General features: G+C 67.0%; 14 protein-coding genes. 7 read left to right on the top strand and 7 right to left on the bottom strand.

The window, feature by feature from the left end; translation table 11 throughout:
* Window positions 1–48: 48 nt before the first annotated feature.
* On the bottom strand, window positions 49–1,134 hold the full coding sequence (locus ACIIOY_RS06205; protein ID WP_411033764.1) for a quinone-dependent dihydroorotate dehydrogenase: 1,086 nt from the start codon (window positions 1,132–1,134) through the stop codon (window positions 49–51).
* Window positions 1,134–1,481: a DUF952 domain-containing protein gene (locus ACIIOY_RS06210; RefSeq protein ID WP_411033765.1), complete on the bottom strand. Its 348-nt coding sequence runs from the start codon at window positions 1,479–1,481 to the stop codon at window positions 1,134–1,136. The genes ACIIOY_RS06205 and ACIIOY_RS06210 overlap by 1 nt, the downstream gene beginning before the upstream one ends.
* Before the next feature lie 107 nt (window positions 1,482–1,588).
* Here ACIIOY_RS06210 and ACIIOY_RS06215 point away from each other — a divergent pair, with 107 nt between their 5' ends.
* Both ACIIOY_RS06215 and ACIIOY_RS06220 read left to right on the top strand, forming a co-directional pair.
* Window positions 1,589–2,017 carry a hypothetical protein gene (locus ACIIOY_RS06215; protein ID WP_411033984.1) on the top strand — a complete coding sequence of 143 codons (429 nt, stop codon included), beginning with the start codon at window positions 1,589–1,591 and terminating at the stop codon, window positions 2,015–2,017.
* Between the two features lie 81 nt (window positions 2,018–2,098).
* Window positions 2,099–2,752, top strand: a complete 654-nt coding sequence (locus ACIIOY_RS06220) for a response regulator (RefSeq protein ID WP_411033766.1) — start codon at window positions 2,099–2,101, stop codon at window positions 2,750–2,752.
* Window positions 2,753–2,755: 3 nt separating this feature from the next.
* Here the strand turns inward: ACIIOY_RS06220 and ACIIOY_RS06225 are convergent, their stop codons facing one another.
* The gene (locus ACIIOY_RS06225; RefSeq protein WP_411033767.1) at window positions 2,756–6,256 is read right to left on the bottom strand and encodes a PAS domain-containing hybrid sensor histidine kinase/response regulator; all 3,501 of its coding nucleotides are present in this window, start codon (window positions 6,254–6,256) and stop codon (window positions 2,756–2,758) included.
* 185 nt (window positions 6,257–6,441) lie between these two features.
* Here ACIIOY_RS06225 and mscL point away from each other — a divergent pair, with 185 nt between their 5' ends.
* Window positions 6,442–6,882 (top strand): large conductance mechanosensitive channel protein MscL, encoded by a 441-nt coding sequence (gene mscL, locus ACIIOY_RS06230; RefSeq protein ID WP_411033768.1) that lies wholly within the window; start codon window positions 6,442–6,444, stop codon window positions 6,880–6,882.
* 106 nt (window positions 6,883–6,988) lie between these two features.
* Here mscL and ACIIOY_RS06235 read toward each other — a convergent pair whose 3' ends face one another.
* From ACIIOY_RS06235 to ACIIOY_RS06250, 4 genes are read right to left on the bottom strand one after another with little or no spacing between them, the layout of a single operon-like run.
* Window positions 6,989–8,596, bottom strand: coding sequence for a 5-guanidino-2-oxopentanoate decarboxylase (locus tag ACIIOY_RS06235; protein WP_411033769.1), 1,608 nt, complete (start codon window positions 8,594–8,596; stop codon window positions 6,989–6,991).
* Window positions 8,593–9,783 (bottom strand): pyridoxal phosphate-dependent aminotransferase, encoded by a 1,191-nt coding sequence (locus ACIIOY_RS06240; RefSeq protein WP_411033770.1) that lies wholly within the window; start codon window positions 9,781–9,783, stop codon window positions 8,593–8,595. The genes ACIIOY_RS06235 and ACIIOY_RS06240 overlap by 4 nt, the downstream gene beginning before the upstream one ends.
* Before the next feature lie 25 nt (window positions 9,784–9,808).
* Window positions 9,809–10,432 (bottom strand): TetR family transcriptional regulator C-terminal domain-containing protein, encoded by a 624-nt coding sequence (locus ACIIOY_RS06245; protein WP_411033771.1) that lies wholly within the window; start codon window positions 10,430–10,432, stop codon window positions 9,809–9,811.
* Window positions 10,433–10,492: 60 nt separating this feature from the next.
* The gene (locus ACIIOY_RS06250; RefSeq protein WP_411033772.1) at window positions 10,493–11,371 is read right to left on the bottom strand and encodes a dimethylarginine dimethylaminohydrolase family protein; all 879 of its coding nucleotides are present in this window, start codon (window positions 11,369–11,371) and stop codon (window positions 10,493–10,495) included.
* Window positions 11,372–11,584: 213 nt separating this feature from the next.
* Here ACIIOY_RS06250 and ACIIOY_RS06255 point away from each other — a divergent pair, with 213 nt between their 5' ends.
* The 4 genes from ACIIOY_RS06255 to ACIIOY_RS06270 all read left to right on the top strand — a co-directional run bounded on the left by ACIIOY_RS06255 (window position 11,585) and on the right by ACIIOY_RS06270 (window position 14,916).
* Window positions 11,585–12,358, top strand: coding sequence for an ABC transporter ATP-binding protein (locus ACIIOY_RS06255; protein ID WP_411033773.1), 774 nt, complete (start codon window positions 11,585–11,587; stop codon window positions 12,356–12,358).
* Window positions 12,359–12,386: 28 nt separating this feature from the next.
* Complete coding sequence (locus ACIIOY_RS06260; protein WP_411033774.1) at window positions 12,387–13,169, top strand: transporter substrate-binding domain-containing protein; 783 nt, start codon at window positions 12,387–12,389, stop codon at window positions 13,167–13,169.
* Between the two features lie 200 nt (window positions 13,170–13,369).
* Window positions 13,370–14,098 carry an ABC transporter permease gene (locus ACIIOY_RS06265; protein ID WP_411033775.1) on the top strand — a complete coding sequence of 243 codons (729 nt, stop codon included), beginning with the start codon at window positions 13,370–13,372 and terminating at the stop codon, window positions 14,096–14,098.
* Window positions 14,098–14,916: an ABC transporter permease gene (locus ACIIOY_RS06270; protein ID WP_411033776.1), complete on the top strand. Its 819-nt coding sequence runs from the start codon at window positions 14,098–14,100 to the stop codon at window positions 14,914–14,916. The genes ACIIOY_RS06265 and ACIIOY_RS06270 overlap by 1 nt, the downstream gene beginning before the upstream one ends.
* Window position 14,917 lies beyond the last annotated feature (1 nt).

Raw genomic sequence — 14,917 nt, forward strand, 5'->3', positions numbered from 1 at the left:
CCCGCAGGAAAGAAACCCTGGCGGAGGAGTTTGGTTCCGTTATGGCGATCAGAGGGGGCGGTCCGCCCAATGGGCAAGGCGCGTGCCGCGGATGTCGCGGATCGAGGCGATCTGTTCGCGATCGCACAGGCGCGAGAGTCCCCCGACGATCCTTCCCGGCAGCGTGGGGCCGGCATAGACCATGCAGGAATAGAGCTGCACCAGGTCCGCGCCGGCACGGATCTTCTCCGCCGCCGTCTCGGCCGAGGAGACGCCGCCGACGCCGATGATCGGCAGCGTCTCGCCGACACGCCGGCGCATCTTGGCGAGCACCGTGGTCGATTTCTCGAAGAGCGGCTTGCCGGAAAGGCCGCCGGCTTCACCCGCCTGCCGGGTGTCGCGAAGACCCTCGCGCGAAAGCGTCGTATTGGAGACGATGAGGCCGTCGAGCGGATGGGCGAGCGCCACCTCGGCAATGTCGTCGAGGCCTTCTTCGGTAAGGTCCGGCGCGATCTTCAGGAAGACCGGCACCTGCCGGCCGCTGCGCGCCTGCTCCTCGGCGCGGGCGGCGAGCACGGCGGCAAGCAGCGCTCCGAGGCTCTCCTTCGCCTGCAGGTCGCGCAGGCCCGGCGTGTTGGGCGAGGAGATGTTGGCGGTGAAGTAGCGCGCGACGTCGTAGAAGGTTCGGATGCCCTGGACATAATCGGCGATGCGGTCCGTGCTGTCCTTGTTGGCGCCGATATTGACGCCGATCAGCGCGTCGCGCCGGCAGGCCTTCAGGCGTTCGAGGGCCGCCGCATGGCCTTCGTTGTTGAAGCCGAGGCGGTTGATGACCGCTTCGTCCGCCGTGAGGCGGAAGATACGCGGCTTCGGGTTGCCTTCCTGCGGGCGCGGCGTGACGGTGCCGACTTCCGCAAAACCGAAGCCGAGCCGAAGCAGCGCTTCCGGCACCTCGGCATTCTTGTCGTAACCGGCGGCTATGCCGAGCGGGTTGGGGAAGGTGAGGCCGGCAATCGGCTGTGCCAGGCGCGGATCGGTCTTCGCCGGGCAGGCGGGCACCAGGCCGGCCTTCAGCGCGGCGATCGACAGGCCGTGCGCGGTTTCCGGATCGAAGAGGAAGAGGCCCTTGCGGCCAAGGGCGGAAAGCAAAGACATCAGCGCGGCATCTCCGGGAACTGGTGGACGCCGTCCTTGCCGAGCGGCAGGGGCTTTTCCCACAGGACCGCGGAAAGCGGCAGGGCGGCGTAGAGGTGCGGGAAGAGGTCGCCGCCGCGGGACGGCTCGTAGACGAGCTCGTCGCCGAGCGCCGCGCCGTCGACGGCGACGAGAAGGAGGTCCGTCTGGCCGGCGAAATGGCGGGCGGCCGTCTCCTTCGCCTGGGCTGCGGTGGAGAAGTGGATGAAGCCGTCGGAAAGATCGATGGCCGCGCCTTCGAAAATCCCTGCGTCCCTGGCTTTTTGCCACAGACTTGCCGGAACGATCTTGTAGATTGTTTTGGCCATCTCGTCCGTTTCTCCAGTGCCTGCCGATTCCACGGTAGCGCTTGCCGCAAAGAACGGCGAATGTCCACCGGCGACAGGTCCGGAAACCGGCTCTTGGAGGATTTTGCATGCGAATTCATGTCCTGCCCATCACATTCGTCGCCGCCCTCCTGGCAGGCTCGGTCCATGCCGAGGGCGAAGGCCGCTACCGCATGGAAAAGACGGAGACCGGCTTCGTACGGCTCGATACGGTCTCGGGCGACATTTCGCTTTGCCGGGAGCAGGAGGGGCAGATCGTCTGCCGCATGGCGGCCGACGAACGCGCGGCCTTCGAGAAAGAACTCGATCTGCTCACGAAACGTGTGGAAGCCCTGGAAAAAGGTGGTGCAACCGCCCAGACGGATGCAAAACCTTCTCTACCGACGGATGAAGAGATTGACCGAACCATGAGCATCATGGAAAAGATGATGCAGAGGTTCATGGGCATCGTGAAAAACCTGGAGGAGGGCGAGGAGGAAGCCGCCCCCGGGAAGGAAGCGGTGCCGGAAAAGACCTGACGGACCATTTTTCGCCGGCTTCTAACCCTGCTGTGTCCGCCGCGAGGTCCTACAGGTCTCTGTACTCCGGGGAGGGAGCGCATGGCATCGGCACTCACGATCATCATCGCGGATGACCATCCGCTGTTCCGCGGCGCCCTGAAACAGGCGCTGACCGGAATGGCGGGCAATCCGGACATCGTCGAGGCGGGCGATTTCGAGGCGGCGCGCAAGGCGGCCGGGTCCAATCCGAATGCCGACCTCATGCTGCTCGATCTCGCCATGCCCGGCGTCAGCGGCCTTTCGGGCCTGATCTCGCTGCGGGCCGAATTCCAGAGCCTGCCGGTCGTCATCGTCTCGGCCAGCGACGACCCCGCCACCATCCGCCGCGCGCTCGATCTCGGCGCGTCGGGCTTCATCTCCAAGTCCGCCTCCATCGAGGATATCCGCGAGGGCATCAACTCGGTGCTCGAAGGCAATATCTACACGCCCGGCGGCTATGTGCGCGGGGCCGAGCAGGACAGCGAGGTGGCGGACCTCATCGCGCGGCTGCGTACGCTGACGCCGCAGCAGTCGCGCGTGCTCGCCATGCTGGCCGAGGGCCTGCTCAACAAGCAGATCGCCTACGAGCTCGGCGTCTCCGAGGCGACCATCAAGGCGCACGTCTCGGCGATCCTCCTCAAGCTCAACGTCGACAGCCGCACCCAGGCGGTCATCCAGCTCGGCAAGATCGGCAGCGCCCAGGCGGCGGCCTGAAGCCTATTCCGCCGCCTCGCGCTGCGTCGTCGAAAGCTGCGTCAGCCAGGCCCGCATGGAGGCGGGGCGGACGGGCTTGTTCTGCACGAGGATCGTGTCACGCTCGGCCTCGGCGCGTACGTCCGGCGTGCGGTCGGCCGTGACGAGCAGGGCCGGCACGTCCCGGCCGAGCGCCGCACGCAGCCGGCCGATCGCGGCGATGCCCGTGCCGTCGTCGAGATGGTAGTCGGCGATGACGGCATCGACCGCCGGCGGGCCGCTCGCGACCAGCGCCTCGACCGCCGCCACCGATTCGGCCAGCGTGACCGTGCAGCCCCAGCCGGAAAGCAGGAGCCGCATGCCGTCGAGGATTTTCGGCTCGTTGTCGATGCAAAGGACCCGAAGCCCTCTCAGCGGTTCGTCGCTCGCCGGCACGGCGGCCGGCTTGCCGGCGACGTGCCGGCTGGCGGCGGCATCGATCGGCACGCGCACCTTGAAGCTGGTGCCGCGGCCCGGCGTCGATTGCAGCTCGACCGGATGGGAGAGCACGCGGGAGATGCGGTCGACGATGGAAAGGCCGAGCCCGAGGCCCGGCGCCGTGCGCGCGCCCTCGTCGAGACAGGCGAATTCCTTGAAGACCGTGCGGAACTTCGAGGCGGGAATGCCGATGCCCGAATCGAGCACCTGGATATAGGCGTGCCCGCCTTTCCTGCGCACGCCGACGAGGACCTTTCCCGCATTCGTGTACTTGATCGCGTTCGAGACGAGGTTCTGCACGACGCGGCGCAGGAGGTTCGGATCGGTGCGGATGGCGAGCGACGACGGCAGCACGGTGAACTTCAGGTTCTTCGCCCGGGCGACCGGTGCGAAATCCGTCTCGATGCGCTTGAGGAGGTCCTTCAGCGCCACCGTCTGCACGCGCGGCTTCATCGCGCCGGTATCGAGGCGGGAAATGTCGAGCACGGCACCCAGGATGGCCTCCACCGATTCCAGCGAGGAATCGATATTGCGCACCATCTCGCGGTTCTCCGTCTCGCCGAGCCGCTCGACGAGGGACGAGGAATAGAGGCGCGCGGCGTTGAGCGGCTGGAGGATGTCGTGGCCGGCGGCGGCGAAGAAGCGCGTCTTGCTGATGTTCGCCTCCTCGGCGGCGGCGCGCGCCTCGGCAAGCTCGGTGTTGACGCGCGTGAGCTCGGCGGTGCGCTCGGCGACGCGCTGCTCCAGCGTCTCGTTGACCTGCTTCAGCGCCCGGTCGGAGGCCACGCGGTCGGTGATGTCCGTATAGGTGGAGACGAAGCCCTTTTCCGGCATGGCATTGGTGCGCACTTCGACGATGCGCGCGCCGCCGGCGAGCACCAGCGCGAACGGCTCGTCATAGGTCATGGTGCGGGTGATTGTCGCCTCCCGGTCCTTCTCCGCTATGTCGCCGCGCTCGACCAGGATGTCCACGATGTCGGCGAGCGGGAAACCGACCTGGCCGACATATTCCGGCAGGTCGAGCAACTGGCGGAAGCGGCGGTTCCAGACGGTGAGGTTGCCGGCGCTGTCGAAGACGGCGATGCCCTGGTCCATCTGGCCGAGCGCGGTTTGCAGCATGTCCTGGTTGTATTGCAGGGCCTCGCTTGCCTGGTCGAGCAGCCAGTCCGTATCCGTCGGCGTATCGTCGATGCGCTGAAGGACGAGGGAGAGGACGAGGCGGGCGGAGGAGGAGCCGATGGCGCTGCCGAGCAATTGCTCGGAGAAGTGCACGATGGCGGCGTCGGCCGGCGCATTGTCCTCCAGCCAGCGGCCGACCTGCCGCTCGTAGGTGTGGAAGGAGCGCTGCATGCGTTCCTCCCCGAGATACTTGGCGATGGTGGACTTGAGGTCCCGCACGGTCACTTTCGTGCGCCGGCCGCGGAAGGCGCGTTCGAGGCGCGGCTTGGAGCGGATGAAGGTGCCCGCCTGAAGGCGCTCCAGCGAGGTCGGGTTGCGGGTGAGCGAGCCGATCACGTAGGCGCCGATGTTGACCATCATGGCGAGCAGGGTCGCATTGACCAGCGGATCAGCCGTCTCGCCGGTGAAGATGGTGGAGCCTGGGAAAAGGAAGCCGAGCACGGTTTGCGCGATATAGGCATTGTCCGCGACGCCGATGCTCGGCAGGAAGAGGAGGTAGGCCCACACGACGAGGCCCGAGATCATGCCGGCCATGGCGCCGCGCGCATTGGCATTGCGCCAGAAGAGGCCGCCGAACAGGGTCGGCGCCACCTGCGCGATGGCGGCGAAGGCGAGCAGGCCCATCGAGGCAAGGCCTGCATTGGCCGTCGCCGCCCGGTAGTAGGCATAGCCGAGCAGCAGCACGAAGAAGATGGCGAGGCGCCGGATGCGCAGCAATATGCGCGACAGGTCGTCCTGCTGCTCGACGCCGCCGATGAGGTTGCGGCGCAGCACCACGGGGATGACGATGTCGTTCGACACCATGATGGAGAGCGCCACCGAGGCGACGATGACCATGGCGGTGGCGGCGGAAAAGCCGCCGATGAAGGCGATCAGCGTCAGGACGGGCTGGTCGAGCGCGAAGGGCAGGGTCAGCACGTAGAGGTCGGCATCGCCCTGGCCGTTGAAGGTGAGCACGCCGCCGATGGCGACGGGCAGCACGAAGAGGTTGATGGCGATGAGGTAGAGGGGAAAGAGGATGCCGGCCATGCGCAACTCGCCCGCCGTGCGGTTTTCCACGACCGTCACGTGGAACTGGCGCGGCAGCATGACGATGGCGCAGGCGGAGAGCACGATGAGCAGGATCCAGCGCGCCACCGGCGTCTCGTAGGTGAGCGCCTGCATGACGCGCTCGTTCTCGCCCGCGCGCTGCCACAGGTCGCCGAGCCCGTCGAACATGAAATAGACGACGTAGAAGCCGACCGAGGCGAAGGCGACGAGCTTGACCAGCGATTCCATCGAGATCGCCAGGATGAGGCCGTCCTGGTGCTCCGTCGCATCCGTATGGCGCGTGCCGAAGACGATGGCGAAGCAGGCGAGGAAGAGCGTGACGACGAGCGGCAGGTCGACGAGGCCGCCCGAGGCGGCGATGCCGAAGCCGGTCGTGTCGACCATCGCCGCCACGGAGCTCGACACGGCCTTGAGCTGCAGCGCGATATAGGGAATGTAGCCGATCAGCGAGATGAGGGCGACGACGGCGGCGACGCCCGGATTCTTGCCGTAGCGGGCGGCGACGAAGTCGGCGATCGAGGTGAGGCGCTCGGATTTCGCCAGCGTCACGATGCGGCGCACGAGCGGCATGCCGAGCGTGAACATCAGGATCGGGCCGATATAGATGCCGGCGAATTCGAGGCCGTTGGTGGTGGCAAGGCCGACGCCGCCGAAATAGGTCCAGGACGTGCAGTAGATGGCAAGGCTCAGCGCATAGACGAGCGGCCGGCCCTTCGCGGCGCGCTCGGAGCGCTTGGCCTTGCGGTCGCCGTAACTTGCGACCGCGAAGAGCAGGAGCAGATAGGCGAGCGCCAAGGCGAATATCAGCGAGCCCGGCATGCTTCCTCCCGCAGTCCATCGGCCTTTTACGGCAGAATAGGCCAAAGCGGACGGGAAGGAAATTGCGTCGAAGGTCGGGGTTGGAAATACCCGGTGCGTAACTGCCGCGGGATTGACGGTTGGCAGTTCCATCTCAGGTAAAATTAAACTAGCTTGCACTGGCCTCGCAGCAACAGGAGACCCTCATGCTCAATGAGTTCAAGGAGTTCATCGCCCGCGGCAACGTCATGGACCTTGCCGTGGGCGTCATCATCGGTGCAGCCTTCAACAAGATCGTCGAGTCCGTCGTCAACGATCTCGTCATGCCGATCGTCGGTGCCCTGACGGGGGGCGGCTTCGACTTTTCCAACTACTTCCTGCCGCTGTCGAGCAACGTGACGGCTTCCTCGCTCGCCGCCGCCCGCGAGCAGGGCGCCGTCTTCGCCTACGGCAACTTCATCACCGTCCTCATCAACTTCCTCATCCTCGCCTGGATCATCTTCCTGATGATCAAGGGCGTGAACCGCCTGCGCGCTTCGGTGGAGAAGGAAAGGGAAGCCGGCGCCGCCGAGGCCGCCCCGCCGCCGGAGGACGTGCAGCTGCTCACCGAGATCCGCGACCTGCTGAAGACCCGGCCGGCCGTTTGAGGCCTTGCGTTCGGATGGAAAAGGCCCGGTCTTCCGGGCCTTTTCCGCCGGGCCGTGAAGCGTCTGCGCCGAGATGGCCTCCCAGGCGACGGGCGCTGCGCTTCTGTCACGCCGTCGCGCCGGCGGTCCTCGTCTGGTGGATTTCGATCAGGCTCGGGCCGTCGCGTCCTGCCGCCCGCTCCAGCGCCGCAGGAAGGTCGCGCACGTCCGCGAGGCGTTCGGAGGGCACGCCGTAAGCGCTGCCGATGGCGATGAAATCGGGGGCGGAGGGCTTGACCCCTTCCGGCGTGATGCCGGCCTCGATCATGTAGTTCTCGATCTCCTGGTAGCCGTCGTTGTTCCAGACGAGGAAGATGACGCGCGCCTTCGCATCCGCCGCCGAGCCGATCTCCGAGAGCGAGAATTGCAGGCCGCCATCGCCGACGAGGCAGACGACCGGCGCGTCCGGTTCGGCCAGCGCCGCGCCGACGGCCGCCGGCGGGGCGAAGCCGAGCGCGCCGTAGCCGGTCGCGGCGTTGAACCAGCTGCGCGGGCGCGGGGCATCGCAATAGTAGTTGCCGGCATAGACGGCCTGGGTGCTGTCGCCGACGATGATCGCCTTCGGCAGCGTGCGCCAGGCCGTATCGATGACATCGATTTCCGCCTGCATCTTCGCCGTCAGCTCGTTCCACGCGCCCTTGCGGGCCGCCTCGGCGCGGGGCGCGCCGTTGCCGATCGCCTTGTGGCCTTCCAGGAAGCCGAGCATGCCGGCCGCGGCCGTCTTGGCGCTGGAGAAGACGGAAAAGCTCGATTGCGGCGTTCGGGCGAGCTGGGCGGCGTCGATGTCCACGCGGATCAGCGATTTCAGACTCGGAAAGCCGCCGTCGACATTGATGTCGTAGTCCGTGGGGCCGAATTCCGTACCGAAGGCGACGACGAGGTCGGCATCGGCGAGCAGCCGCCGCACGGCCTTGAGGCTGGGGCTCGCGGGCACGCGCAGCGGATGGCCGGCGAGCATGCCGCGGGCGTTGACCGTGGTGACGACCGGCGCGCCGATGCGCTCGGCGAGCGCGCGGATCTCCTCCTCCGCCGTCACCGCGCCGCCGCCGGCGAGGATGACGGGGCGCGAGGCGTTGGTGCACAGGATCGCGGCGCGTTGCAGCGTCTCGGCATCGGCGCGCGGGCGCGTCGCGACGGCGGCCGGGAAATTGCCGGTCTCGATGGGCTTGGCCATCACGTCGGTCGGGATCTCGATATGCACCGGGCCGGGGCGGCCGGACAGCAGCACGGCGAAGGCGCGCTCGACGACGAGGGGAAGGTCGGCCGGGTTGAGCAGGGTATGGGAGTAGAGGGCGAGCGTCTTCATCATGCCCTGCTGGTCCGGCAGCTCGTGCAGCAGGCCGCGGCCGTGGCCGAGCGAATCGCGCCGGTTGACGCCGGAGATGACCAGCATGGGCACGGAATCCTGCCGCGCCTGCGCCATGGCGGTGATCGTGTTGGTGAGGCCGGGGCCGGTGATGACGAGGGCGACGCCGGGCTTGCCGGAGACGCGGGCATAACCGTCCGCCATGAAGCCGGCGCCCTGCTCGTGGCGCGGCGTGACGTGGCGGATCTTCGAGGCGGCGAGGCCCCGGTAGAGCTCGACCGTGTGCACGCCCGGAATGCCGAACACGACCTCGACCCCGTTCGCTTCGAGCAGGTCGACGAGAACTTCCCCGACGGTCCTGGTGGTCATGCGCGGCGCTCCTTCGGCATGGCGGACCGGGCGGCGAGCGCGGCGATGCGCCGGCAGGCCTCGTCGATGTGATCGTCGGGCACGGTGAGGCTGAGGCGGATGAAGTCTCTCGCTTGCTCGCCGAAGGACGATCCCGGCATGACGGCGACCAGTTCCTCGCGCAGGAGCGCCCAGGCGAAAACTTCGCCGCTCATGCCCGTCTCGGCCACGTCGACGACGATGAACATGCCGGCTTCCGGCGGCAGCGGCACGAGGCCGGGAGCGCGGGAAAGCGCGTCGGCGAAGCGGGCGGCTCGCGCCTTGTAGGTCCGGCGCATCGTCGCGGCGGTCGAAACGGGGTTGTCGAGCGCATAGGCCGTCATGTCGGCGATGAAGGGCTGGCCGCCGAACAGCATGGTCTCGGAGACCGAGAGCAGCCGCGTGCAGAATTCCGCCGGGCCGACCGCCCAGCCGCTGCGGAAGCCGGGTGCGGCATGCGACTTCGAGATGGAGGAGACGACGACGGTGCGCTCGGCAAGGTCGGGATCGTCGAAGGGCGAGGCGAAGGCCGCGCCGAAGACGAGCTCTTCGTAGACTTCGTCGCAGACGATCCAGAGGTCGTGCCTGCGGCAGACGGCGCCGATCCCGGCGATCTCCTCGGCGCTCAGCACGGCGCCGGTCGGGTTGTGCGGCGTGTTGAGCAAAAGCACGCGGCATTGCGGCGTGACGGCGGCTTCGAGGTCGGCGGCCTTCATGTGGAAGCCGTTTTCCGGGCGCAGCGGCACGGCGATGCGTTCGGCGCCGGTCGCGCGGATGACGCCCTCGTAGGTCGCATAGAGCGGGTCGCCGACGAGCACGGCATCGCCTGCCTCGGCAAGGCCGAGCATGACGGCGAAGAGCGCGGTCTGCGTGCCGGGGAAGCAGAGCACGTTTTCGGCGGTCACGTCGCCGCGGCGCTTGCTATACTTGCGCACCAGCGCTTCGACGACGGAGGGCTCGCCCCGCCCGTTGGAATAGCGGTACCGGCCGGCATGCATGGCGCGCACGGCCTCGGCGAGCAGCGCCGGGTCCGGCGGCACGTCCGGCTCGCCGATGGTCAGCTCGATGACCGGCTGGCCCTCGGCCTTCATGCGCCGCGCTTCGGCATGGATGGCCCATTTCTCCGAGCCGAGGCTTGCGAGCCGGTCTGTGATGGATGCGTAGCGCATGGCCGTTCTCCGTATGTGAAAATCGTTAGCCCTTGGCGGGCCTCAGGGGCAGTCCGATGAGCGTCTCGATCGAGGTCAGCGCGACCTCGACCAGCTCGCTCTTGCCGAAGAGCTCGCCGGCAAGGCAGCCTTCGAGCCAGAGACCGTCGAGCAGGCCGTTGATCGCGATGGCGAGCCGGCGGCAGCGCTCCGGCGAGGCATCCGCGCCGCGGGCTTTGAGGAAATCCGCCAGCAGGCTCTCCAGTGCGTTGCGGAAGCTCAGGTAACCTTCGCGGTGGATCGCGGCGAGCTCGGGATCGACGCTGACCCGGCTGATGAACGAGGCCCAGAGCGAGAGGCTGCGGCTGTTGGCGACCGGTTCCGTGAGGTTGATGACGATGAAGTCGACAAGCCGCGTTTCCGGATCGCCCGTCACCCGCTCGGCCTTTTCGGTGAGCCGCGCGATGACGACGCGGTAGGCTTCCTGGAGGATGTGCTCCTTGGACTGGAAGTAGTGCCGGATGAGGCCCGCCGTGACGCCCGCCTTGATGGCGATCTGCCGGACCGTCGCGCCCTGAAGGCCGTATTCGGCGATGCAGTCGAGCGTCGCCTCGATCAGGTCGTGGCGGCGTTCGGCCTCGGGCGCGCGATGGAAGGTCCGGCGGGCCATTTTCTCTCCTCCAGTTCTACGCAATTCCAGCAAGCCGCTGCACGGTCCTGCTGGAATTGCTCATGCCGCGCGGCGCAGCACCGGCCGCGTCAGGCAGGTCGGGCCGCCCTCGCAGGCGATGCAGAGCGCATCGGCTTCGAACGTCTCGACGGTGCAGCCGGCCGCCTCCATTGCCGCCTTCGTGGCCGGGAAGCCCTCCACCATGATGACCTCGTAGGGTCGGGTCGGCAGCACGTTGAGCGACAGGCCGTTGCTGGCATGGAACTCGCCGGCCGGCGCCTCGATGAGGCGCACGCCGCGCTTCCTGAGCAGCTGGTAGAAGGCGGCCGGCAAGAGCGGGGCGAAGACGAGCGCGAGGTCCTCGGCAAGCGGGCTGATCACGCTCATCAGGTGAAGGCAGGCCTCCTCGCCCTGCCAGAGCGGCAGGTCGTAGCCGAGCACCGTGACGCCGTGAGGGCCGAGGATCGCGGAAAGCTGGTCGATGCCGTCCTGGTTGGTGCGCACGCCGCGGCCGACGACGAGGGTCTTCGCGTCGAGCCAGATGCAATCGCCGCCCTCCACGGTGCCGGGCGCCTCGATGCGGCCAAGGATGGGGATCTGCCGCTCGGCATAGGCCTTTTCGTGCAGGGCGGTCTCGGCGACGCGCAGCGGCTTGCCCATGCGCAGGAGGATCGCGCCGTGGTCGGACATCAGCGACGGGTCGTGGGTGAACATGGCGTCCGCGAGGCCGTCGCCCTCGTCCTCCAGCCAGATGATCTCGGTGCCGGATTTCTCCACCAGTTCGGCGAAGGCCCTGTACTGGTGGACGGCGCGTGCGCCGTCGAAGGTCGGGCCATAGTGCCACTTTGCGGGGTCGGCAGCCTTCAGGCTCTCGCCGGGCCGGCGCATCAGAACGCGCAACAAAGGGGCCGACATTTCCTGCGAACCGTAGGCGGTCATTCAATGCTCCTCAAGGAAATCGGGTCGTGGGCGGGCGCTGCCGGAAAAGTCGGCGGCAGGTTTATTATACGCTTGAATAATTTCTTAACAAGTGCCACGATGGCTTCCACAAGACGAAACGACGGGCCGAAGACGCCTGCGGGAACGCTGAAAAACAGGGGAATTTGGCATGGCTCATGCATCGATTTTCCGTGTGCGGGAGACGTCTTCCCGATGACGGAACGCGCCGAGGCAATCGCGGTCAGGGACCTGCACAAGCGCTTCGGGCCGCTCGAGGTTCTCAAGGGCGTATCGCTGACCGCGCACGAGGGCGACGTCATCGCCATCATCGGCGGTTCCGGCTCCGGCAAGTCGACCTTCCTGCGCTGCATCAACATGCTGGAGCTGCCGAGCGCCGGCACGGTGACGATCCACGGCGAGACCATCGCCATGAAGAAGGACGGCCACGGCGGCATGATGCCTTCGGACCGCAAGCAGGTTCAGCGCATCCGCTCCCGCCTCGGCATGGTGTTCCAGAGCTTCAATCTCTGGCAGCACATGACCATCCTCGAAAACGTCATCGAGGCGCCCGTCCACGTGCTGGGCGTCAAGAAGGACGAGGCGATCGACAGGGCGGAGACGCTGCTGCGCCGCGTCGGGCTCTACGAGAAACGCGACGCCTATCCGGCCTTCCTCTCCGGCGGCCAGCAGCAGCGCGCGGCCATCGCCCGGGCGCTCGCCGTCCAGCCCCATGTCATGCTCTTCGACGAGCCCACCTCCGCGCTCGACCCGGAGCTGGTCGGCGAGGTGCTCTCCGTCATCGGCGACCTCGCCAGGGAGAAGCGCACGATGATCCTGGTCACCCACGAGATGAAGTTCGCGCGCAATGTGGCGAGCCACGTCGTGTTCCTTGCGGGCGGCGTCATCGAGGAACAGGGGCCGCCGGACGCGATTTTCGGATCGCCGAAATCGGAGCGGCTGAAGAAATTCATCAGCTCCATCCACTGAGAACGAAAAAGCCAACAGAGGGAAGACCATGAAGAGTGCCTTGAAGACAATCGCCCTTGCCGCAGCGATCGGCCTTGCCGCCATCTCGGGCGCCGCGGCCCAGCAGGTCCGCGTCGGCTTCGCCGCCGAGCCCTATCCGCCCTTCACCTCGCCGGACGCTTCGGGCAACTGGGAAGGCTGGGAAGTGGACTTCATGAAGGCGATCTGCGCCGAAGCCAAGCTCGACTGCGTCATCACGCCCGTCGCCTGGGACGGCATCATCCCGGCCCTGACCTCCAACAAGATCGACATGATCATCGGCTCCATGTCGATCACGGCGGAGCGCCAGCAGACGATCGACTTCTCCGACAAGTACTACAACTCGCTGCCGGGCGTCATCGGGCCGAAGGATGTGAAGTTCGAGCCGACGCCGGAGGGCCTTGCCGGCAAGACGCTCGGCGTGCAGGTGGCGACCATCCATCAGGTCTATGCCAACAAGTACTTCGCCCCGGCCGGTGTGACGGTCAAGGAATACCAGACCCAGGACGAGGCCAACAACGACCTCGCCTCCGGCCGCATCGATGCGGTGCAGGCCGACTCCGTCGCCATGCTGGAATTCCTCAAGTCCGAACAGGGCGCCGCCTGCTGCGATATGAAGGGCATGGTGAAGGACGATCCGGAAGTCCTCGGCCTCGGCGTCGGCGTCGGCCTGCGCAAGGGCGAGACGGAACTGAAGGACAAGATCAACGCGGCGATCAAGGCGATCCGCGAAAACGGCACCTACGACGAATTCTCCAAGAAATACTTCGACTTCGACATCTACGGCGGCTGACGTCGCCCGCGGGGCGTTTATTTGCCCCTCACCCTGACCCCCTCTCCCCGCAGGCGGGGAGAGGGGACGTGCCCAACGCAATGCCGGGGTTGGGAACCGGTGCGTCATATCCCTTTCGCCCCGCTTGCGGGGAGAAGGTGGGCGGGCCTCTCCCCGATGAAGAAACGCCGCGAGATTGTCCTGAAGGAATGTAAGATCCCATGGCCGATGCCGGATCGCTGATCAATTGGAGCCTGCTTGCCCTCGAACCGCCCGGCTGGGGCGGGGTTCTCCTCGCCGGGCTCTGGAACTCGATCCAGATCGCCATCGGCGGCTACGGGCTCGGCCTTGTCCTCGGCACCGGCGGGGCCATGGGCAAGCTCTACGGCGGGCCTGTCGCGAAGGATCTGCTCGAAGTCTACACGACGCTGGTGCGGGCTGTGCCCGAGCTCGTGCTGATCCTCATCCTCTATTATGCCGGCACGGACGTGCTGAACCAGATTTCCGCCGTCCTCGGCTTTGGCCCGGTCGACGTCAGCGGCCTTGCCGCCGGCATCTTCGTCATCGGCGTGGTGCAGGGCGCCTATTCGACCGAAGTGCTGCGCGGCGCGATCAAGGCGGTGCCGGCCGGCCAGATCGAGGCGGCGCGCGCCTACGGCATGTCGCCGGTCCAGATCATGCGCCGCATCACGCTGCCGGCCATGCTGCCTCATGCCATTCCCGGGCTTTCCAACCTCTGGCTGATCGCCACCAAGGACACGGCGCTGCTCGCGGTCGTCGGCTTCAGCGAGCTGACGCTCGTCACGCGCCAGGCGGCGGGCAGCACCAAGGCCTATCTCCTCTTCTTCTGCGCGGCGGGCGTGCTCTACCTGATGATCACGCTGGTCTCGAACGTGCTGATCGGCGTCGTCGAGCGCCGTTACCGGCGCGGCATGGCGGAGCCTGCCTGATGAGCGACCAGACCGTTTCCGCCCTGGCGCTGACCGAGCTGCCGTCGAAGAAGAGCTTCTTCAAGCCGCACCGCATCGTGCTGATGGCTGTTGCCGCCGTCCTCGTCTTCTGCGTGGTCTGGTTCATGCGCTGGGACTGGGTGCCGCGCTATTCCGGCCGTCTTGCCCACGGTGTCGGCGTCACCCTCCTGATGCTGTTCAGCACGTCCATCCTCGGCTTCCTCTTCGCCGTGCCGATCGGCCTCATGCAGGTGACGGGGCCGTGGCCCCTGAAGATGTTGGCGCGCGGCTTCTGCACGATCATTCGCGGCACGCCGCTGCTGCTCCAGCTCTGGCTGCTCTATTACGGCCTCGGCTCGCTGTTTCCGCAGTTCCCGGAAATCCGCAACTCCTTCCTATGGCCATACCTGCGCGAGGCCTGGCCCTACGGCGTGGCGGCGCTGACGATCTCCTTCGCCGCCTACGAGGGCGAGGTGATGCGCGGCGCCTTCGCCGGCGTGCCGGCGGGGGAACTGGAGGCTGCCCGTGCCTATGGCATGAGCCGCTTCACGACGTTCCGCCGCATCTGGCTGCCGCGCGCCGTGCACCGGGCGCTGCCGACGCTGAACGGCGAGACCGTGCTGCAGCTCAAGTCGACGCCGCTCGTCGCGACGATCACCGTGGTCGACGTCTATGCGGTTATCTCCAGGGTGCGGCAGGAAACCTACATCACCTACGAGCCGCTGCTGCTGCTCGCCCTCATCTATCTCTGCCTGACCGCCATCCTGGTGGTCGCCTTCCGCTATTTCGAAGGCAAGATCCCGACGCGTGCTGCCTGAA

Source organism: Shinella agrisoli, from assembly GCF_046557955.1.
Classification (GTDB): Bacteria; Pseudomonadota; Alphaproteobacteria; order Rhizobiales; family Rhizobiaceae; genus Shinella.